Consider the following 18,350-nt stretch of genomic DNA (forward strand, 5'->3'; position numbering starts at 1 on the left):
ACATATGTCGCCCGTAGCCTGGGTCGGACCACCACAAGGAAGCACCGCGTTGAAAATCAAATGGGCAGAGAACCTGAAACAATCCATGCACGGCCTGGCCGAGTCATTGGGCGATCTCTTGGTGGAAGGTTTTCACTATCTGGCGCTGTTCGGCATTGGTGGCATCACGGCGTGGGCGGCGGTCACCGCCTTTTTGCAGATGATCGAGAAGGGCCACATCACGGTGGACGACATTCTGCTGCTGTTCATTTACCTGGAGTTGGGCGCCATGGTCGGCATCTACTTCAAGACCAACCATATGCCGGTGCGCTTTCTGATTTACGTGGCGATTACGGCGCTCACACGGCTGCTGATTTCCGATGTGTCGCACCATCAGAGTCCGGATATGGGCGTGGTGTATGTATCGGGCGCGATTCTGCTATTGGCCCTGGCGATTCTGGTGGTGCGCTATGCGTCGTCCAACTTTCCGTCGGTGACGCCTAGCAAGTCGGAAAGCAAAAGCGCTTCGTCCTCGCGCTCGGCAGAAGCCGAGGCTGCGGATACCGACTAGGCGCTGTGCTTGGTGGGCTGTTTCAGACGGCGGCGTGTTCCAGTTCGATGCGTTGTTGCAACGAGCGGATCACGTTGCGCATCCGTGTTTCGTCATTGCGCTGGGCCGGGCTGATCAGCCGTTTGGCCACCACGTTCTGCTCTTCAGACAAGGTCAACATGATGCTGCCATCGAGCCGCTCGATGCTCAGGTTGACGCGGTATTGCGGGTGGAACGCTTCGGTCAGTAACTGAAAGGGATTGTGCATAGTCCATTACCTGTTTGCTAAAGGGCTGAATAAAACTTGGCAGTGGCAGGTAGTTAAAACAGCCTGGTTTGCACACCAGTTAGGCAAGTCTTGTTATTCAAGTCTTGGTTGTTGACCGGTCGCGCTCGTACAAAGTTCTAGCCTTCGGACAAGAAGTTTTGCGACACAGGTAATCAGCGTAGACGGCTCTGTAAAAACGACCAAACAGCGGCGAATAAAAAATTCTCCGGCACTTTTTTTGACTGCTTTTGTCGCTCTAATTAACTGCCCAGTTACAGGGCAAGTGATTGTTTACGGTGCATTTTTTGTGAAGAAAATGTGAAGGCGAATGGCCAGTTTTGCCGGTTAGAACTGGCGAGTCGGATAAATAACGACGCAAATCCTTTCATTCACGACCGTTTGTCGACTTGGTTACAAACTTGGCCCCTGACTTGCGAAGGGAATGTCAGGCAATCGAACAACCGAGGTATGAGGCCATGGTCAATCCTTTCAAATATGTCAGCGACTCCTTTAAGGATGAGTTCCTGGTGCGCTTCAGCATTGGCAGCGACGATGGCAGCGCCATGCTTTCCCTTTCCAACGATCAGGGCCGCGTGGCTCAACGCATGCTTAGCTGCGACCAGTTGGCGGATGTGGAGAAGCTTGAACAGGTGATTATCAGCATTCGCTTTGGCCTGGCCATCGACCAGGGCCGCGGGTTTTCGTGCCTGGGCAAGCTCAGCCCGGCAGCGAACGAAACGCTGGCCTAAACCGGCATGCGTGACACTATGTCTTAAATGAAATATATTCGCATTTAAGAACGTGTCACCCATTCAGGTGGATGCTGTGCCGGCTCAATCCGCGTTTTCCTCCTTTCTTACTGCGCTGTATCACGACCACCATCGCTGGCTGAATGGCTGGCTGCGCCAACGCACCGATTGCCCGCATAACGCCGCGGACCTCGCGCAAGACACCTTCGTGCGCGTGCTGCTGCAGCGAGAAAGCAAAGAGCTGCGCGAACCGCGCGCCTTTCTCGCCACCATCGCCCGTGGCTTGTTGGTGGACCACTACCGCCGTGCCAGCCTGGAACGCGCTTACCTCGACGCCCTGGCCAACCTGCCGGAGCCGGAAGTGCCGTCGCCGGAATCCCGCGCGCTGGTGCTGGAAACCCTGATTGAAATCGACCGCCTGCTCGACGGCCTCAAGCCGCGCGTGCGCGAAGCATTTTTGCTGTCGCAGCTCGATGGCCTGACTTATCCACAGATTGCCGAACGCATGGGTCTGTCCATCAGCTCCATCCAGCAATATATGACCCTGGCCTACAGCCACTGCTACAAGGCGCTCTACCTATGACGGCACTGAATATGGCCGTGGTGGAGCAAGCCATCGCCTGGCGCGTGCGCCTGGCCTCCGGCACCTGTGCGCTGGACGAACTCAACGCCTGTCAGAGCTGGCGCGCGCAACATCCGGATAACGAACTGGCTTGGCAGCGTCTGGATGCCCTGGGCGGGCGCTTCGCGGCGATTACGCCGGGTATCGGCCATGCCACGCTGGACAGTGCCCGCCACGACCCGCAACGCCGCCGCGCGCTTAAGGCCCTGGCCGTGTTGATCGCGGCCGGCGGCTCCGGGGTAATCGCTACCCACACCACTAGCCTGCAGCCCTGGCTGGCCGACCTCCGCACCGGCGTGGGCGAGCGGCGCAAAATCACCTTGCCCGACGGCGGCAGTCTGCACCTCAACGCCAGCACCGCCGTGGATATTCAGTACAACAGTGAGCAACGCCTGATCCGCCTGCTGCAAGGCGAGATCTTTATCGAAACCGCCGCCGACCCGCAGCGCCGGTTGTTCTGGGTAAACACCGCCCAAGGCCGTTTGCGCGCCTTGGGTACGCGTTTTCTGGTGCGCGAGCAGGGCGAGTTGTGTGACCTGGCGGTGTATGCCGGCGCGGTGGAAGTGCACCCCGGTAATGGCAGCGCGGCCAGTGTGGTGAGCCAGGGCTGGCAAACCCGGTTCGGGCTGGACGGGGTAATGCCGGCGCAACCGGCCGAGAACGAACGCAGCAGTTGGATCGACGGAGTCTTGGTCGCGCGGGAAATGCGCTTGGGCGATTTCACTGCCGAGCTGAATCGTCAGCGCCACGGCATGTTGCGCTGCGACCCTGCGGTGGCGGAGCTGCGTATCTCCGGGGTTTTCCCGTTGGATGAAAGCGAGCGGGCCTTGCAAGCGGTTGCCAGAACCTTGCCCGTGCAGGTCGTCTATCGCACCCGCTGGTGGGTCACGCTGATGCCGGCTTAAACGCTGTTACATCTGCGAAAGCACCTTTTGGTCGCGCCTTGATTGCAATTTCGTCGCAACTGTAAATAATTCGTAAAAAGTTTTGCAGGTTTTTCGGATTCGCACGGCCTCCCTTCCGCTAACCACTTTTTCTAGCCGAAGGATTCGTTCATGGCCGTTCGTTGCACTCCGCATTTCCTGGCCCGCGCCGTGCGCGTGGCGTTGCTTGGCGCCAGCTTGCCGCTGGCTTTGTTGCCGGTCGCCGTCACTGCTGCGCCCGCCGCCCAGAACTACCAGATTCCTGCGGGCTCGCTGGACAACGCCTTGAACGCCTTCGCCCGGCGCGCCGGGGTGCTGCTCAGCTTCGACCCGCAGCTAACCGCCGGGCGCAACAGTGCCGGGCTCAATGGCCAGTACCCGGTGCAACAGGGCTTTGCCCAGTTGCTCGGCGGTTCCGGTTTGCGCGCGGTGCAGGCCACCGACGGCAGTTTCCGCATTGAAAAGGCACCAGCAGGCATGAACGAGGGCAAGGCGGAATTGGAGGGAGTAACCATTGCAGGCGATGCCCAGACCGATTCCCCAGTCGGCCCGGTTGGCAGCTATGTGGCCAAGCGCACCCGCGTGGGCACTAAAACCGACGCCTCGATTTTGGAAACCCCGCAATCCATTTCTGTCGTCAGCCGCGAACAGATGGACGCCCGCGGCGTTACCACCGTCGAACAAGCCCTGCGTTACACCCCGAGCGTCAGCGTGCCCTATGGCTACGACCCGCGTTACGACTGGAGGAGCCTGCGCGGCTTCGACGCCAAGAGCTCCACCTTCGTCAACGGCCTGCCGCTGGCCCGTAGCACCTACGGCATCATGCGTCCCGACACTTACCTGCTCGAGCGCGTCGAAGTGCTACGCGGTCCGGCCTCGGTGCTGTACGGCCAGAGCGAGCCGGGCGGGGTGGTGAACCTGGTGAGCAAGCGCGCGCCAGATACCCCGCTGCATGAAGTGAGCGTACGGGCCGGTACCGACGACCTGGGCGAACTCGCCGCCGACTTCGGTGGCCCGCTGGACGACCAGGGCACCCTGGCTTACCGCGTGACAATGCTCGGCAACGATATGAACGGCCAGGTCGACAAAACCGACAACCGCCGCCAAGCCTTCGCGCCGACCCTCACCTGGCGCCCGACCGAGGACACCGAGCTGACCCTGCTGGCGACCTACCAGAAGGACGACGGCAACTTCGCCTTCAGCCGCGCGTTTGCGCCCGAGCTGATGCAAGCGTTCCGCCTGCAAGGCAACCGCGACCGCGAGTTCTACGAAGGCGACCCGAACTTCAACAAGTTCGATCGCACCCAGGCCACCGTTGGCTATGAACTGTCCCATCGTTTGAATGACGTGTGGTCGCTGCGCCAGAACCTGCGCTACGAAAACATGGATTACTACTACCGCTACCTGAACAACGACGGCGTGCGCTTCGACGGCCGCACCCTGACCCGTACTTCCAACGTCAAAGACGAGCAGTTCAACGCCTGGTCGCTGGATAACCAGGCCGAGGCCAACTTCGCCACCGGCCCCCTGGCCCACGACCTACTGCTGGGCATGGACTGGCGTCGCCTCGACGACCATGAAATCAGCCGCCTTGGCCGTGGCCCGACGCTGGACCTGTACAACCCGCAATACGGGCTGAGCGTGGCGCTGCCAGCCAAAGATGCCGACAACGACATCATGCGTCGCCAGACCGGCTTCTACGCCCAGGACCAGATCAAGTTCGACGAGCACTGGAACCTGTTGCTCGGTGGCCGTTACGACATCGCCAAGGGCGACACCGACAGCAACCTCAACGGCAGCAGCGTCAGCCGCGACGACGAAGCCTTCACCGGCCGCGTGGGTCTGGTGTACGTCTCCGATATCGGCTTGGCGCCATACGTGAGCTACAGCGAGTCGTTCAACCCGACCACCGCCGTCGACCCGGTCTCCAACAAACCGTTCGAACCGGAAACCGGCAAGCAGTACGAAGTGGGCATCAAGTTCCAGCCTGAAGGCGCGCGCAGCTTCGTGAGCGTGGCGCTGTTCGATATCACCAAGCAGAACGTGGTGAGCACCAACCCCAACAACCCGACCGATATCCGTCAGGTGGGCGAAGTGCGCAGCAAAGGCTTTGAAATCGAAGCGCTGGCCAGCCTTGCCGAAGGCCTGGACCTGACCGCCAACTACAGCCGCACCGATGCGCGCGTGCAGAAAAGCGTCAACGCCTGGGAAGAAGACACCCGCATGCCGTACGTGCCGCGTGAATCGGCTGGTGCCTGGCTCGACTACACCCAGCCGAGCGGCCTGCTGGCCGGCCTGGGCGTGGGCTTTGGTGCGCGCTACACCGGCGAAACTTCGTACACCGGCCGCAACGCCCTGTACGGCTTGTACGGCCCGCGCATCATCAACGTGGAAACTGGCGGCTACACCTTGTTCGACGCCAGCGTGCACTACAAAATCGACGGCCTGAAACTGGCGGTGAACGCCAGCAACCTGGACGACAAGGAATACTACAGCTCGTGCACCGAGCAAGCCTGCTACTTCGGCTATGGGCGCACAGTAACGGCAAGCGCTACCTATGACTGGTAACGCTGCATTGAAGGAGTCCCGTGAGTAACGCTATCTCTACCAAAACCGCCGCCAAGGCCTGGAGTTCGTCTCCAGGTTGGGCGACGGCGTCGCGCATCGTCGCGGCCATCTTTGCCGGCTACGGCCTGGCGTACACCTGCACGATGTTTCTCACCGTTTACCTGCCGCTGGTGCGCAGTGACCGTGTGGTGTTCGCGAGCCTGGCGAGTTTTATCGTGTACGCCACCGCCATCATCTATGCCTTCGCCGCCCGCTCGGCCGTACGGGCCTGGCTGGTGCTGGTGGGGCTGAGCCTGGTGCTGTTCCTGGCCGCCTATGTAACGGGTGATTTTGGAGCACGAAAATGAGCGCGGCAGACACCCCGGTAAAAACCAAAAGCCTGCGCCAAGCCATGGCCGGGCTGCACACCTGGGGCGGCTTGCTGCCGTCCTGGTTGCTGTTTGTGATTCTGTTCGGCGGCAGCATTGCCTGCTTCGACAAAGAACTGGAAGTGTGGATGCGCCCCAGCTTGCACGCGGTGGGCGAACACACGTTGAGCGCGGATCAGGTGAAAACCTTCCTGCTCAACAAAGCGCCAAAAACCCCGCACGCCATCTGGATGCGGCCGCCCGACGACCGTCAGCCGTTCTGGCTGGCGGGCTATGAACCGGCCAACGAAATCGACCCCTTCGTGAGTTTTGCCCTCGACCCGCAAACCGGCGAAGCGCTGCCCGAAACCCTCGGCGGCACGTTCTGGTTCACCCTGCACTACAACCTGTTTGGCGGCATGCTCGGCATGTACATCGTCGCCATCGCCGGCATGTTCATGCTGGTGGCGCTGGTCAGCGGCATCATCATTCACCGGCGGATCTTCAAAGACTTCTTCACCCTGCGCCCCGACGCCAACGGCCAGCGCGCCTGGCTGGATGCGCACAACCTGTTCGGCGTGGTCGGCTTGCCGTTTCACTTGCTGATTGCCTACACGGGCCTGGCGATATTCGTCAGCTTCTATATGCCGGCGGGCCTGAAGGTGGGCTACAAGGGCGACATCGAGAAGATGTTCTACGAAGTACAGGGCCAGTTCGGCCGCGAAGAACTCAAGCGCAAAACCGACCATGCCGTGTCGATCGATCGCCTGGTGGCCGATGCGCAGAAACGCTGGGGCGGCGGGCAGACCGGCTGGATCAGCGTGCACCATCCGGGCGACAAGGCGGCGGTAGTGGACGTGCGCCGCTACGACCGCACCCGTGTTGTCGACTTCCAATGGACCATTTCCTACGACGCCACCACCGGTGCTTTCCTGCACGAGCAAAAACCCTATAAACCGGGGTACACCGCCTATGCCTGGCTGACCAATGTGCACATGGCCCAGTTCGGCGGCACCATCGTGCGTTGGTTGTACCTGGGCCTGGGCCTGATGGGCTGCGCCATGGTGGCAGGCGGCCTGCAAGTCTGGCTGCGTAAACGCGAAGCCAAAGGCGGTTGGGGCATTGGTTTTGTACGGGCCATGAACGGCGCGGTGATCGGCGGCCTGCCGATTGCCAGCCTGGCGCTGCTGTACGGCAACCGGCTGATTCCGGCGACGGTCAACCTGCGTTCGCACTGGGAAGCCTATGTGTTTATCGGCGCCTGGGTAGCGGTGGCACTGTTCGCCATTGCCCGACGCAACAGCGGCAAGGTCGGTCGTAACCTGTTCGCCGTCGGCGCCGTGCTGGCCCTGGGGTTGCCGGCGCTGGACGTGCTTACCGGCATGCCGGGCGCCATGAGCGCGGCGCTGGCCCGGGGTGATTGGCACCTGGCGGGCGTAGACCTCACCATCTTCGCCGTCGGCCTGGTCTACGCCCGGCTGGCCTGGCGCGCCCCCAAAGCCGCTGAGGCCCAGGCGCCGAAACGGGTAAAACGTGAACGTCGTGAACTGGCAGAGGAAAGCGTCTGATGTTGCTGCTCGCATTCGCCCTGAATTACGTGGGCATGACCAGCTTGAGCCTGGCAATGAACCGTCACCATAAAACCCTGCTGAACGAGGCGCCGTCACTGGTGCGCACGCGAGCTTTGCGCGTGCTGGCCGTGGCGCTGCTGGCGCTGGGCCTCACCTGCAATATTGCGGCAGTGGGCGTAGAGCTGGGGCTGATTACCGGTCTGCTGCAACTGATGCTCGCCGGTTTGACGGTTGGCCTGCTGCTGGCCTGGCGCAGCCGTTGGGTGCTGCCGCTGGGTGGGTTGTTGCCGTTGGGTGGGTTGTTGGCCCTTTTGGCCTGATCGATAAACTCACCCCTCGCACCGTCATCCCAGCGCAGGCTGGGATCCAGAATCGTCCTGCTACCGAAGACTCCTGCACCAATCTGGATTCCCGCCTTCGCGGGAATGACGGTTTTTGAGGGCGTTACGGGCGTAACGCCATCCGATAATCCCCCGGCGTCGCACCCAGCGCCGCGCGAAACCGGTTGCTGAAATGGCTGGCACTGGCAAACCCGCAGGCCAACGCCACATCGCCCAGCGGCAGGGCGGTTTCCTTCAGTAGCTGCTGTGCCCGCATCAACCGTCGCGCCAGCAGATAACGGTGCGGCGGCACGCCAAAGCTTTCGCGGAACATCCGCGCAAAGTGGTATTCCGACAACGCCGCCAGCCCCGCCAATTGCCCCAGGCTGATGGCCTCGCTCAGATTCGCTTCAATGTAATCGCGCAACTGCCGGCGCAGCGCCGGGGCCAGGCCGCCTTTCAAGCGCAGGTTCTGCCGTTGGCCCACCTGGTTGAGCAAAGCATGGCTGATCATTTCGTGGGCCAGGCTGCTGGTGAGCAAACGCTCCCCAGGCTCGTTCCAGTTCAGCGCCGTGAGTTGGCGAAACAGGCCCGCTTGCTTCGGGTCATCGACAAAGGTGCTTTCGCGCAATTCCACTTCCCGTGGCTCGCGGTCCAGCAATGTCACGGCGCTCAGGGCAAACCGCTCTGGGCTGATATACAGGTGCGCCAGGCGGATATCGCCGTTGATTACCCAAGAGGAGTCGTGGCCGGCTGGCATGATGCACAGCTTGTCCGGCGCGCCTTTTACGCCTGGGTTGTCGCGGCGGAAGGTGCCGGTGCCGCCTTCCAGGTAGCACGAGAGCGTGTGATGGCTCGGTCCCTGGTACTCGCGCGCATCGTGATAATTGCTCCACATCGCCGCGGTCAGGCCATCGCCCAACTCGGCACAATGCTCCAACTGCGAGTGCGGCGAGTCGTTGAGCGATTGAAACACCTGAATGTGCGGAAGTTGCGACATGGCGTTGAGCTTGGGCGAGTGGCGATGACGGCTATGGTAACGCCCGCGTAGGGCGCTGCCAGCCACCGTCGGTAAATAAGCGCAAGTTTGTGCAAGCGCCGTTTAGGCCGCCCCAGCAGACTGCCGGCATTGCTCAGGAGCCTTGCCATGAACCTCTCGTTGTACCTGCTTACCGTGCTGATCTGGGGCACCACCTGGATCGCCATCAAACTGCAAGTCGGCAACGTCGCCATTCCGTTGTCCATTGCCTACCGCTTCGGCCTGGCCGCGCTGGTGCTGTTTGCCATTCTGCTGCTGAGCCGTCGTCTGCAACCGTTAAACCGCCGCGCCCAACTGCTGTGCCTGGCCCAGGGGCTGTGCCTGTTCTGCATCAACTTCATGTGCTTTTACACGGCTAGCCAGTGGATCCCTAGCGGCCTTATCGCCGTGGTGTTTTCCACCGCCACGCTGTGGAACGCGCTGAATGCGCGGGTGTTCTTTGGCCAGCGCATCGCCGTGAACGTGCTCGCCGGCGGCGGGCTGGGCCTGGCCGGGTTGGCCTTGTTGTTCTGGCCGGAACTGGCCGGCCATGCCGCCAGCCGCGAAACCCTGATCGGCCTGGCCTTGGCCCTGTTCGGCACCCTATGTTTTTCCGCCGGCAATATGCTCTCCAGCCTGCAACAGAAAGCCGGCTACCGGCCGCTGACCACCAACGCCTGGGGCATGCTCTACGGCGCGCTGATTCTGACCGGCTACTGCCTGGTGAGCGGCACCCCACTGAGCTTCGACTGGAGTACGCAGTACGTCAGCTCGCTGGTGTACCTGGCGATTCCGGGTTCGGTGATTGGGTTTACCGCTTACCTGACGCTGGTAGGGCGCATGGGCGCGGACCGGGCGGCGTACTGCACCGTGCTGTTTCCGGTGGTGGCGTTGAATATCTCGGCGTTTGTCGAAGGCTATCAATGGACGGCGCCGGCGTTGATGGGGCTGGGGTTGGTGATGGTGGGGAATGTGTTGGTGTTCAGGAAGCCCAAGGTGGTGGTAGGGGCGGTGTTGGCGCGGTAACGCAGCCCTCTCCCCAGCCCTCTCCCGCGAGCGGGAGAGGGGGCTGAAGTGGCCTAATGATTCTGGACACCTCGATAGGGCGTTAAGATTCGCCCACAGCAGAGGTGGATATGAACAGAAGAGTGTTTAGTTCGGAATTCAAACTGGAAGCAGCGGGTCTGGTTGTGGACCAGGGCTACTCAGTACCGGCAGCCTGCAAGGCGATGGGTGTGGGAGAAACGGCCATGCGCCGTTGGGTCGAACAATTAACGCTTGAGCGCAACGGCCGAACACCTGAGCGCAGCAAGGCTCTGACGCCTGAGCAGCGGCGCATTCAGGATCTGGAAAAGCAGGTTCGCCGCTTGGAGCAGGAGAAAGAGATTCTAAAAAAGGCTACCGCTCTCTTGATGTCGGGCGCGCTCGACTAGTTCACCTGGTCGAGGCATTGGGCGAGCAATACCCTTGTGCACTGCTTTGTCGCTTGTTCGAAGTGAACCGCAGCAGCCTCTATGCTGAGCGTCAGAGCCGCAAAAAGGAGTCGTTGCAGCGTGATCTTTTGCGCCAGCGTGCAATGACATTGCATGCTCAAAGCCGGCGATCTGCGGGCGCGAGGAGTCTTTCGGCGGCCTTGCGCAAAGAGGGATTTAAGGTTGGGCGTTTTCTCGCTGGGCGTTTGATGCAGGAAGCCGGTTTGTTCAGTACTCAACATCGCCGCCATAAGTACCGTCAAGCAGACGGTGAAAGCGTTATTGCCACCAATGAACTGAATCGCCAGTTCACCACCAGCAAGCCAAACCAAGTGTGGTGCGGCGACGTGACTTACCTCTGGGCTGGCGCGCGCTGGATCTATCTGGCGGTTGTAATGGATCTACATGCACGACGAATTGTCGGCTGGGCCATCTCTGATCGGGCGGACTCGCAGCTTACGAAACGCGCTTTGCGCGTCGCCTTTGAGGCTCGCGGATGCCCTCAAGGACTGCTTTTTCACTCTGACCAGGGCAGCCATTACAGCAGCCTGGCGTTTCGCCAATTGCTTTGGAGTTATCAGATTCGCCAGAGCATGAGTCGGCGGGGTAACTGCTGGGATAACGCACCTATGGAGCGTTTCTTCAGGAGCCTCAAGTCAGAATGGATCCCTTCGTTGGGGTATACAACGCAGGAGTTGGCCGAGCGCGATGTTCTGCGTTACATCACCGAGTACTACAACCATCAACGCCCACACAGCTACAACGAATACCAAACACCAGCAGCGCGCGAAGCGCTGGCTGGTTAAACCTAAACCGGTGTCTAGTTTTAGTTGACCACTTCAGGCCTGACCGAGTAGGTCGCGTCGAACGCGGTTAGATTCCCCTCGCCCGCTTGCGGGAGAGGGGCTAGGGGAGAGGGGCCTTTGAGCTTGAAACGCCCATTGACCAAAATCTGACCCACGGGTTTACAATCCCCGCTCTTCCAACGGAGCACCCCCGTGTTAACCCATCTCGACTCCCAAGGCCGCGCCAATATGGTCGATGTCACCGACAAAGCGGTGACCTCCCGTGAAGCCGTAGCCCAAGCGCTCATTCGCATGCAGCCGCAAACCCTGCAAATGATCCAGGCCGGCGGCCACCCCAAGGGCGACGTCTTCGCCGTGGCGCGCATCGCCGGCATTCAGGCCGCGAAGAAAACCTCCGACCTCATTCCCCTGTGCCACCCGCTGATGCTCACCAGCGTCAAAGTCGAGCTGAGTGCCGAGGGTGATGACTGCGTGCGTATTCAGGCGCGCTGCAAACTGGCCGGCCAGACCGGGGTGGAAATGGAAGCCCTCACCGCCGCCAGCGTCGCGGCCTTGACCATCTACGACATGTGCAAAGCCGTGGACCGCGGCATGGTCATCGAGTCGGTGCGCCTGCTGGAAAAACTTGGCGGCAAGAGCGGCCACTTCAAGGCCGACGAGGACAACTGATGATTCGCGTGCAGTATTTCGCCCGTTACCGCGAAGCCCTCGGTATCGACGCCGAGCAACTCAACAACGCCAGTGCCTTCACCACCCTCGACGCCCTGCGCCTGCACCTGCTGGCCCGTGGCGGCGTGTGGCAGGTGCTGGCCGAGCAGAACCTGATGTGCGCGCGCAATCAGGAACTGTGCAGCCTCGACGAGCCGCTGGTCGATGGCGATGAAGTGGCCTTTTTTCCCACCGTCACCGGAGGCTGAGATGGCCATTCGCGTACAGACCGCCGCCTTCGACCCAGGCCTGGAACTCAACGCCATGCACGCCGCCAATGCCGGCGTGGGCGCGGTGGTGAGTTTTGTGGGCTATGTACGCGACTTCAATGACGGGCGGGATGTGTCCGGCATGTTCCTCGAACACTTCCCCGGCATGACCGAAAAAGCCCTCGGCAAGATCGCCGATGAAGCCGGGCAGCGCTGGCCGCTGCTGAAGGTGGAGGTGATTCACCGCATCGGCCGTCTGGAGCCGGGCGAACCCATCGTGTTCGTCGCCACCACCAGCGCCCACCGCCAGGCCGCCTTCGACGCCTGCGCCTTTATCATGGACTACCTGAAAACCCGCGCGCCGTTCTGGAAGCAGGAAGACACGCCCGATGGGCCGCGATGGGTGGAAGGCAAGTGCAGTGATAAAGACGCCGCCAATCGCTGGTATAAACAGCCGTAGGTTGGGTTGAGCGCAGCGAAGCCCAACGGTGTTATCCGTTACGCCGCGAATGTTGGGCTTCGCCTTCGGCTCAACCCAACCTACGAATCACGTTCAGAACTTATACGTTCCCGACACACTCAAGCTGCGCGGCTCGCCGTAGTACGTCGTGCCGAAGTTACCCAGCCCCGACAGGTACTCCTTATCGAACAGGTTCTTGGCATTCAGGCTGGCGCTCAGGTGCTCGTTGAAGTCGTAGCGCGCCATGGCGTCCACCAGGGTGTAGCCGCCTTGCTTGAGGTCGTACGGGCCCCACGCCTGGCCATAGAATTGGCTCTGCCAGCTCATCCCGCCGCCGATGGTCAACCGATTGAGGTCGCCGGTTAAGCGGTAGCTGGTGAACAGCCGCGCCACGTGCTCGGGCTTGGTGGTGGCCAACGGATAGCCGTAAATGCGCTGGTCATCTTTGTCGCGCGTGCGCGCGTAGGTGTAACCGGCCGACAGGTTCCAACCCTCGCTCAGCTCGCCGGCTACTTCCAGTTCAATGCCCTTGGTGGTCGCGCCCTTGATGGGTTTGTAGTAGTCGATGCCGGTCAGCGTGGTGCCGACATACTCCGCCACGTTGTCCTGCTCGATACGGAACAGCGCCAGGCTGGCATTCAACCGACCACCAAAATATTCGCCCTTCAACCCGCCCTCGTAACTGGCGCCTTCCACCGGGTCGAGGGTGTTGAGGTTTTGCTGTTTCACCGTTTGCGGCTGGTAGATCGAGGTGTAGCTGGCGTACACCGAGTAGGTGTCGTCGAGGTCGTACACCACGCCGGCATACGGCGTGACGACGCCATGCTGTTCGTAGCTGGTGCGGGTGTCGGGGTCGACATCGAAGTCGCTCTTGTCGTCGTACTTGAAGGTGCTGACACGGGTGCCGAGGATGATCGCCAAATCATCGGTCGGCTTGAACCGGCTGGCCAGGTACGCGCCGCTCTGGCGCTGGTTGGTTTCGTAATCGCCGACGGTGGCGAAGTCCGGTTCCGGGTACTTGCCATTCCAGTCGAACAGATTGCCCGGCACCGCATCGCCGCCCAGGCCTTCAAACAAATCGCCGGTGGTTTTCGCGGCAGCGGCGGTGTAGCCCACCACCAATTCATGTTCGCGCCCAAACAGGGTGAAGGGGCCGCTGGCGTTGACGTCCACGGTGTCCTGCACGCGGTGGCCTTCCCAGTGGCCCCAGTAGAAGGCGGCGCCTTCGCCGGTGACGGGGTCCAGGCCGGCGAGGGTGGTGCCGCTCGCCGAGCCGAGCAGGGTGTCGTGATCGTTGATCATGTGGGTGAGGCTGGCCTTGAGCTTCCAGTCATTGGCCAGGGTTTGCTCCACCGAGCCAAAAAAATTGGTGCTCTCGAAATCGCGGCGGCTCCAGTCGGTGCCGGGGTTGAACGAGCGGGAAAAGTCGGTTTCGCTGCCGTCGTTGAAGAAGGCGATATCACCGGTCCACGAGGTGCCGCGCGGCTTGTTGTTCTGGTGGTCGATGCCGAAGGTGAGCAGGGTGTCGGGCGTCAGGTCGGCTTCGAAAATGCCGTAGAGAATGTCTTTCCTCTGCGAGTAGTGGTCCAGGTACGAGTCGCGGTCCTGGTACACGCCCACCATCCGGCCGCGCAGCGTGCCGGCGTCATTCAACGGGCCGGACACGTCGCCTTCGCTGCGGTAGTTATCCCATGAGCCGGCGGTGCCGGATACCGAGGCCTGAAACTCGCGGGTCGGGCGCTTGCGCACCAGGTTGACGGTGGCAGAAGGGTCGCCCAGGCCGGTCATCAAACCGGTGGCGCCCTTGATCACTTCCACGCGGTCATACACGGCCATGTCAGTGTGCGTGGTGCCCTGGTCGTACACGCCGTCGTACAGCGTATTCACGCCGTCGTATTGGTAGTTGGTGATGGTGAAGCCTCGGGTGGAAAACTCCATGCGGTCACTGTCGTACTGCTGGGCCGAAACGCCGGCGTGCGCGCCAGTACATCACTGATATCGCGGGCGCCCTGGTCGTCCATTTGCTGGCGGGTAATCACGGTGACCGACTGCGGGGTTTCGCGAATCGTCAGCGGCAGCTTGAGTGCCGAGCGGGTGCTGCGGTGGTGTACGAGCCGGTGCCTTCGGTGGTGTCGCCCAACGCATTGCCATTGATCGTGGCGGCGCCCAGTGCCAGGCCATCGCCCTTGGGTGCCGGCACCAGCGAATAGCTGTTGCCGGTTTCTCGCACGCTGTGCAAACCGCTGCCGGCCAGCAACTGGGCAAAGCCCTGCTCGACGCTGTAGCGACCCTGCAGGCCGGCACTCTGCTTGCCGTTGGTGAGGCTGGCGTCGAACGACAGCACCACGCCGGCCTCACCGGCAAAGCGGCTGAGCACGGCACCCAGCGGACCCGCCGCGATGGTGTAGCTGCGTTGGGCGCTGGTGGCGCTGTCGGCGGCGCGGGCCACGGCCGGCATCAGCAACGCCCCGTGCACAGCCAGGGTGGCGCCAAGAATGGCGGCGGCCAAAGGCGTTCTGAGGGGACGACGTGCGGTGGTGTTTTGCCCTGCGTACATGCTGACTCCTGAAAATCGTGTAAGCGTTATGGTTCTTTGCAGAGGGAGTCGAGCGAGGCGCGGCAAATCGACAATGGCGGCAGAAACTTTTTTTGCGGGGGATGCAATCAGACGTTGGGAAGCACCCGCACCCAATAGCGGGTGCGCTGTTCGATGCGCACCGGCAAGGCGCGGGCAATGGCGGCGAGGGCGCTGTCGGTGTCATCCAGCGGGTAGGCGCCCGACAAACGCAGCTCGGCAATCTCGGCGCTGCACTGCACAAATCCAGGCCGGTAGCGTTGCAATTCGGCGAGCAGACGATCTAGGCGCCAGTTGTCGATCACCAGGTGGCCGGTGGCCCATTGCGCCTGATTGGGGTCGACCGGGGTGGGGCTGTACAGCTGGCTGGCGGAGAAGGAAAGGCGCTGGTTGGCCGCAATAATCTGCTCTACGCCCGTGCCCTCTTTGTTGCGTACGGCCACGGCATGTTCCAGCACGCAAAGGTCGGTAATACCCTCACGCTGGCGCACGGTAAAGCGCGTGCCGAGGGCGCGCATTTCCCCCTCGGCACTGCGCACCACGAAGGGCCGCGGGTCTTTGCCGGTTTCAATCAACACCTCGCCGGCCTGCACCACCACCAGACGCAGGTCGGCCTGCAAGCGCACGTCCACGGCGCTGGCGGTGTTGAGGATCAGCGTGGTGCCGTCGGCCAGGGCAATGCGCTGACGCTGGCCGACGCGGGTGCGGTAGTCCGCCAACCACACCGGTGCTTCGCGGTAGCCATATAGCCCCAAGCCGCTAACACCTACACCCAGCAATAGCCCTTTAAGCAGCGTGCGCCGGCCCACTACCGAGCTGCTGCCAGCGTGCTGCATAGCTTGATAGGCGAGCGGGCCGGGCAGGCCCTGCAACTGCGCCTGGAGGTTTTGCACCTGCTGCCAGGCCCATTGGTGCAACGCATCCTGGCCATGCCAGGCGCTCCACTGCTGGTGCGCATCAACGCCAACCTGCTCAGCGCCGAGGCGCGCATACCAATGCGCCGCCTCACGCAGCGCCAGGCGTTTGTCCTGGCTCTTCACAGCTGCGCATCCAGGGCAAACAGCAGGCAATGCTCGGTGGCTTTGGCCATGTACTTGGTAACCGAACTGACCGACACGCCGAGGCGCTGGGCAATTTCGCTGTACCCCAGGCCTTCCAGTTGCGAGAGCAGAAACGCCTGCTTGGTTTTATGGCCCAGGCCGTCGAGCATCGCATCCAGAGCCAACAAGGTTTCCACCATCAGCAAGCGGGTTTCCGGCGAGATTTCTTCCGCCTGCGGCTGTAACGCCAATGCCTGCAAATACGCCTGTTCAATCGCGCGGCGGCGGAAGTGATCGACCATTACCCGCTTGGCCACCGTCACCAGAAAATGCCGCGGCTCCTGCAAATCGCTGGGCAACCGCGCGGCGCGGTCGGCCACCAGTAGGCGCATAAAGGTGTCTTGGGCAAGATCCGCCGCGTTGTGCGAGCAGCCGAGACGGCGCCGCAGCCACGCCGTGAGCCAGCCGTGGTGAGCGCTATACAGCTGAGAAAGAGGTTGCCCGGCGGACGACATCACACACTCGCGCTTCGCAGCGGTTACGAAAAGGTGGCAAATGATAATTCCTATCAAGTAACAATTGCCACTTTTTGCGTGATTCAAAGCCAAACGTCGCCCACAAAAAAGCCCGTCACATGGACGGGCTTTTTACTGTTCGACGATCAGTGCTTGCGCGGTACCGGCGTCAGCAACTCGGTCGGCGGGGTTTCGCAATTGATCTTGCGGCCCAGCAACGTCTCAATCGCTGGCAACTGGTAGGAGTCATCTTCACCGGCAAAGCTGATAGACACGCCGCTTGCGCCTGCACGGCCAGTACGGCCAATGCGGTGCACATAGTCATCCGGCATTTCCGGCAGGGTGAAGTTGATCACGTGGCTGATACCGTCGATATGAATGCCGCGGCCGGCCACATCGGTGGCTACCATCACGCGAATCTTGCCTTCGCGAAAGCCTTCCAGGGTCTTGATGCGCTTGTGCTGCGGCACGTCGCCGGACATCTGCGCCGCGCTTACGCCATCACGAATCAGGCGCTCTTCAATACGGCGCACTTCGTCTTTACGGTTGGCAAACACCATCACCCGTTCCCAGTTGTTCTGGGTGATCAGGTTGTACAGCAGCTTGTATTTATCGCTGCCGGCTACGGCGTAGATGTGCTGTTCCACGGTGTCGCTGGCCACGTTTTCAGGCTCGATTTCAACGATGGCCGGGGTGGTGGTCCACTGCTTGGCGAGGTTCATCACGTCTTCGGTGAAGGTCGCGGAGAACAGCAGGGTCTGGCGCTCGTTCTTCGGCGGGGTTTGGCGAATGATCTGCCGAACCTGCGGAATAAAGCCCATGTCCAGCATGCGGTCGGCTTCGTCGAGCACCATCACTTCGACCATATCCAGGTGCACTTCGCCGCGCTGGTTGAAGTCCAGCAAACGGCCCGGAGTCGCTACAAGAATGTCGCAGAAACGCGATTCCAGTTGCTTGAGCTGCTTGTCGAAGTCCATGCCGCCGACAAACGACATCACGTTCAACCCGGTGTACTTGGTGAGCGCGGCGGCGTCTTGGCAATCTGCACCACCAGCTCGCGGGTTGGCGCGATGATCAGCGCGCGGGGCTCACCCATAAAGCGCTCTTTCGGCGCCGGGGTTTGCTCAAGTTGGGTAATGATGGAAATCAGAAACGCGGCGGTTTTGCCGGTGCCGGTTTGCGCGCGGCCAATGGCGTCCTGGCCCTTGAGCGTGTAGCCCAGCACTTCGGCCTGAATCGGCGTGCAGTACGGGAAACCCAGGTCGTGGATGGCGTGCATCAGGTCATCGGACAGCTTGAAGTCATGGAAGCGGGTTTTGCCGGCTTGCGGCTCAACATGGAAGTCTTCCAATTTCCAGGTGCTTACCACTGGCGCTGGGCGCGAACGGCGGGCTTTTCGGTTGGCGTGTCAGGTTGGCTGACGGTGGTTTCGGTAGCGGCAACAGGGCGTCGGAACGCTCGGTTTGCGCTGCACGTGGCTGCCGCGGCTGGCTTGGTTTGGCCTGGCGGGGCTGTCTACGGCAGGAGTGGGCGCGGAAGAGGGGGCGGCAGCAACAGACGCCGGCAGCTCGCCTTCGCCCTTGCCAAACATTTTCTTGAGTGCTTTGAGCACGGGAATCTCTTCAATTGGTTAAGGAATGAACGCCCGCC

Annotated in this window: 16 protein-coding genes and 4 pseudogenes; 13 read left to right on the top strand and 7 right to left on the bottom strand. The window is 61.5% G+C overall.

The window, feature by feature from the left end; translation table 11 throughout:
• The first annotated feature begins 49 nt into the window (after positions 1-49).
• The gene (locus tag AC0V2S_RS04135; protein ID WP_475508619.1) at positions 50-550 is read left to right on the top strand and encodes a phosphate-starvation-inducible protein PsiE; all 501 of its coding nucleotides are present in this window, start codon (positions 50-52) and stop codon (positions 548-550) included.
• Between the two features lie 37 nt (positions 551-587).
• On the opposite strand, the pseudogene AC0V2S_RS04140 reads toward AC0V2S_RS04135, so the two are convergent.
• A pseudogene (locus AC0V2S_RS04140) lies at positions 588-797 on the bottom strand (DUF3509 domain-containing protein); the annotation flags it as partial.
• Between the two features lie 476 nt (positions 798-1,273).
• On the opposite strand from AC0V2S_RS04140, the gene AC0V2S_RS04145 reads away from it, so the two are divergent.
• The 7 genes from AC0V2S_RS04145 to AC0V2S_RS04175 all read left to right on the top strand — a co-directional run bounded on the left by AC0V2S_RS04145 (position 1,274) and on the right by AC0V2S_RS04175 (position 7,897).
• Positions 1,274-1,546, top strand: a complete 273-nt coding sequence (locus AC0V2S_RS04145) for a DUF3509 domain-containing protein (RefSeq protein WP_475508620.1) — start codon at positions 1,274-1,276, stop codon at positions 1,544-1,546.
• 76 nt (positions 1,547-1,622) lie between these two features.
• Positions 1,623-2,129, top strand: a complete 507-nt coding sequence (locus tag AC0V2S_RS04150) for a sigma-70 family RNA polymerase sigma factor (protein WP_475508621.1) — start codon at positions 1,623-1,625, stop codon at positions 2,127-2,129.
• Positions 2,126-3,073, top strand: a complete 948-nt coding sequence (locus tag AC0V2S_RS04155; protein ID WP_475508622.1) for a FecR domain-containing protein — start codon at positions 2,126-2,128, stop codon at positions 3,071-3,073. Before AC0V2S_RS04150 ends, AC0V2S_RS04155 begins: the two co-directional genes overlap by 4 nt.
• Before the next feature lie 150 nt (positions 3,074-3,223).
• The gene (locus AC0V2S_RS04160) at positions 3,224-5,659 is read left to right on the top strand and encodes a TonB-dependent siderophore receptor (protein WP_475508623.1); all 2,436 of its coding nucleotides are present in this window, start codon (positions 3,224-3,226) and stop codon (positions 5,657-5,659) included.
• 20 nt (positions 5,660-5,679) lie between these two features.
• A complete protein-coding gene (locus tag AC0V2S_RS04165) occupies positions 5,680-6,006 on the top strand; it encodes a DUF3649 domain-containing protein (protein ID WP_475508624.1) in 327 nt (108 codons plus the stop codon).
• On the top strand, positions 6,003-7,574 hold the full coding sequence (locus tag AC0V2S_RS04170; protein WP_475508625.1) for a PepSY-associated TM helix domain-containing protein: 1,572 nt from the start codon (positions 6,003-6,005) through the stop codon (positions 7,572-7,574). Before AC0V2S_RS04165 ends, AC0V2S_RS04170 begins: the two co-directional genes overlap by 4 nt.
• Positions 7,574-7,897 carry a DUF3325 domain-containing protein gene (locus AC0V2S_RS04175; protein WP_475508626.1) on the top strand — a complete coding sequence of 108 codons (324 nt, stop codon included), beginning with the start codon at positions 7,574-7,576 and terminating at the stop codon, positions 7,895-7,897. The genes AC0V2S_RS04170 and AC0V2S_RS04175 overlap by 1 nt, the downstream gene beginning before the upstream one ends.
• 124 nt (positions 7,898-8,021) lie before the next feature.
• Here AC0V2S_RS04175 and AC0V2S_RS04180 read toward each other — a convergent pair whose 3' ends face one another.
• The gene (locus tag AC0V2S_RS04180) at positions 8,022-8,897 is read right to left on the bottom strand and encodes a helix-turn-helix domain-containing protein (protein ID WP_475508627.1); all 876 of its coding nucleotides are present in this window, start codon (positions 8,895-8,897) and stop codon (positions 8,022-8,024) included.
• 147 nt (positions 8,898-9,044) lie between these two features.
• On the opposite strand from AC0V2S_RS04180, the gene AC0V2S_RS04185 reads away from it, so the two are divergent.
• From AC0V2S_RS04185 to moaE, 5 genes and pseudogenes are all read left to right on the top strand, one after another.
• A complete protein-coding gene (locus AC0V2S_RS04185) occupies positions 9,045-9,941 on the top strand; it encodes a DMT family transporter (RefSeq protein ID WP_475508628.1) in 897 nt (298 codons plus the stop codon).
• A 110-nt stretch (positions 9,942-10,051) separates the two neighbouring features.
• Positions 10,052-11,218 (top strand): annotated as a pseudogene (locus AC0V2S_RS04190) (IS3 family transposase); the annotation flags it as partial.
• 167 nt (positions 11,219-11,385) lie between these two features.
• Entirely contained in the window at positions 11,386-11,862 is a 477-nt protein-coding gene (gene moaC / locus AC0V2S_RS04195; protein WP_475508629.1) for a cyclic pyranopterin monophosphate synthase MoaC, read from the top strand.
• A complete protein-coding gene (locus AC0V2S_RS04200; RefSeq protein ID WP_475508630.1) occupies positions 11,862-12,110 on the top strand; it encodes a MoaD/ThiS family protein in 249 nt (82 codons plus the stop codon). The genes moaC and AC0V2S_RS04200 overlap by 1 nt, the downstream gene beginning before the upstream one ends.
• Before the next feature lies 1 nt (position 12,111).
• Positions 12,112-12,570, top strand: a complete 459-nt coding sequence (moaE, locus tag AC0V2S_RS04205) for a molybdopterin synthase catalytic subunit MoaE (protein ID WP_475508631.1) — start codon at positions 12,112-12,114, stop codon at positions 12,568-12,570.
• Between the two features lie 93 nt (positions 12,571-12,663).
• Here the strand turns inward: moaE and AC0V2S_RS04210 are convergent.
• From AC0V2S_RS04210 to rhlB, 5 genes and pseudogenes are all read right to left on the bottom strand, one after another.
• A pseudogene (locus AC0V2S_RS04210) lies at positions 12,664-14,591 on the bottom strand (TonB-dependent siderophore receptor).
• Between the two features lie 47 nt (positions 14,592-14,638).
• The gene (locus AC0V2S_RS04215; protein WP_475508632.1) at positions 14,639-15,127 is read right to left on the bottom strand and encodes an STN domain-containing protein; all 489 of its coding nucleotides are present in this window, start codon (positions 15,125-15,127) and stop codon (positions 14,639-14,641) included.
• A 107-nt stretch (positions 15,128-15,234) separates the two neighbouring features.
• Positions 15,235-16,185 carry a FecR domain-containing protein gene (locus AC0V2S_RS04220; protein ID WP_475508633.1) on the bottom strand — a complete coding sequence of 317 codons (951 nt, stop codon included), beginning with the start codon at positions 16,183-16,185 and terminating at the stop codon, positions 15,235-15,237.
• Positions 16,182-16,700, bottom strand: coding sequence for a sigma-70 family RNA polymerase sigma factor (locus AC0V2S_RS04225; protein WP_475508634.1), 519 nt, complete (start codon positions 16,698-16,700; stop codon positions 16,182-16,184). The genes AC0V2S_RS04220 and AC0V2S_RS04225 overlap by 4 nt, the downstream gene beginning before the upstream one ends.
• A 146-nt stretch (positions 16,701-16,846) precedes the next feature.
• A pseudogene (gene rhlB, locus AC0V2S_RS04230) lies at positions 16,847-18,312 on the bottom strand (ATP-dependent RNA helicase RhlB).
• Between the last annotated feature and the right edge of the window lie 38 nt (positions 18,313-18,350).

The sequence above is a fragment of the Pseudomonas sp. CC11G genome (genome assembly GCF_056174845.1).

Bases quoted from the DNA above. Each gene is read 5' to 3' on its own strand.
- AC0V2S_RS04145 (WP_475508620.1), top strand. From the start codon at position 1,274: ATGGTCAATCCTTTCAAATATGTCAGCGACTCCTTTAAGGATGAGTTC.
- AC0V2S_RS04155 (WP_475508622.1), top strand. From the start codon at position 2,126: ATGACGGCACTGAATATGGCCGTGGTGGAGCAAGCCATCGCCTGGCGC.
- AC0V2S_RS04160 (WP_475508623.1), top strand. From the start codon at position 3,224: ATGGCCGTTCGTTGCACTCCGCATTTCCTGGCCCGCGCCGTGCGCGTG.
- AC0V2S_RS04170 (WP_475508625.1), top strand. From the start codon at position 6,003: ATGAGCGCGGCAGACACCCCGGTAAAAACCAAAAGCCTGCGCCAAGCC.
- AC0V2S_RS04175 (WP_475508626.1), top strand. From the start codon at position 7,574: ATGTTGCTGCTCGCATTCGCCCTGAATTACGTGGGCATGACCAGCTTG.
- AC0V2S_RS04180 (WP_475508627.1), bottom strand. From the start codon at position 8,897: ATGTCGCAACTTCCGCACATTCAGGTGTTTCAATCGCTCAACGACTCG.
- AC0V2S_RS04185 (WP_475508628.1), top strand. From the start codon at position 9,045: ATGAACCTCTCGTTGTACCTGCTTACCGTGCTGATCTGGGGCACCACC.
- AC0V2S_RS04200 (WP_475508630.1), top strand. From the start codon at position 11,862: ATGATTCGCGTGCAGTATTTCGCCCGTTACCGCGAAGCCCTCGGTATC.
- moaE (WP_475508631.1), top strand. From the start codon at position 12,112: ATGGCCATTCGCGTACAGACCGCCGCCTTCGACCCAGGCCTGGAACTC.
- AC0V2S_RS04215 (WP_475508632.1), bottom strand. From the start codon at position 15,127: ATGTACGCAGGGCAAAACACCACCGCACGTCGTCCCCTCAGAACGCCT.
- AC0V2S_RS04225 (WP_475508634.1), bottom strand. From the start codon at position 16,700: ATGTCGTCCGCCGGGCAACCTCTTTCTCAGCTGTATAGCGCTCACCAC.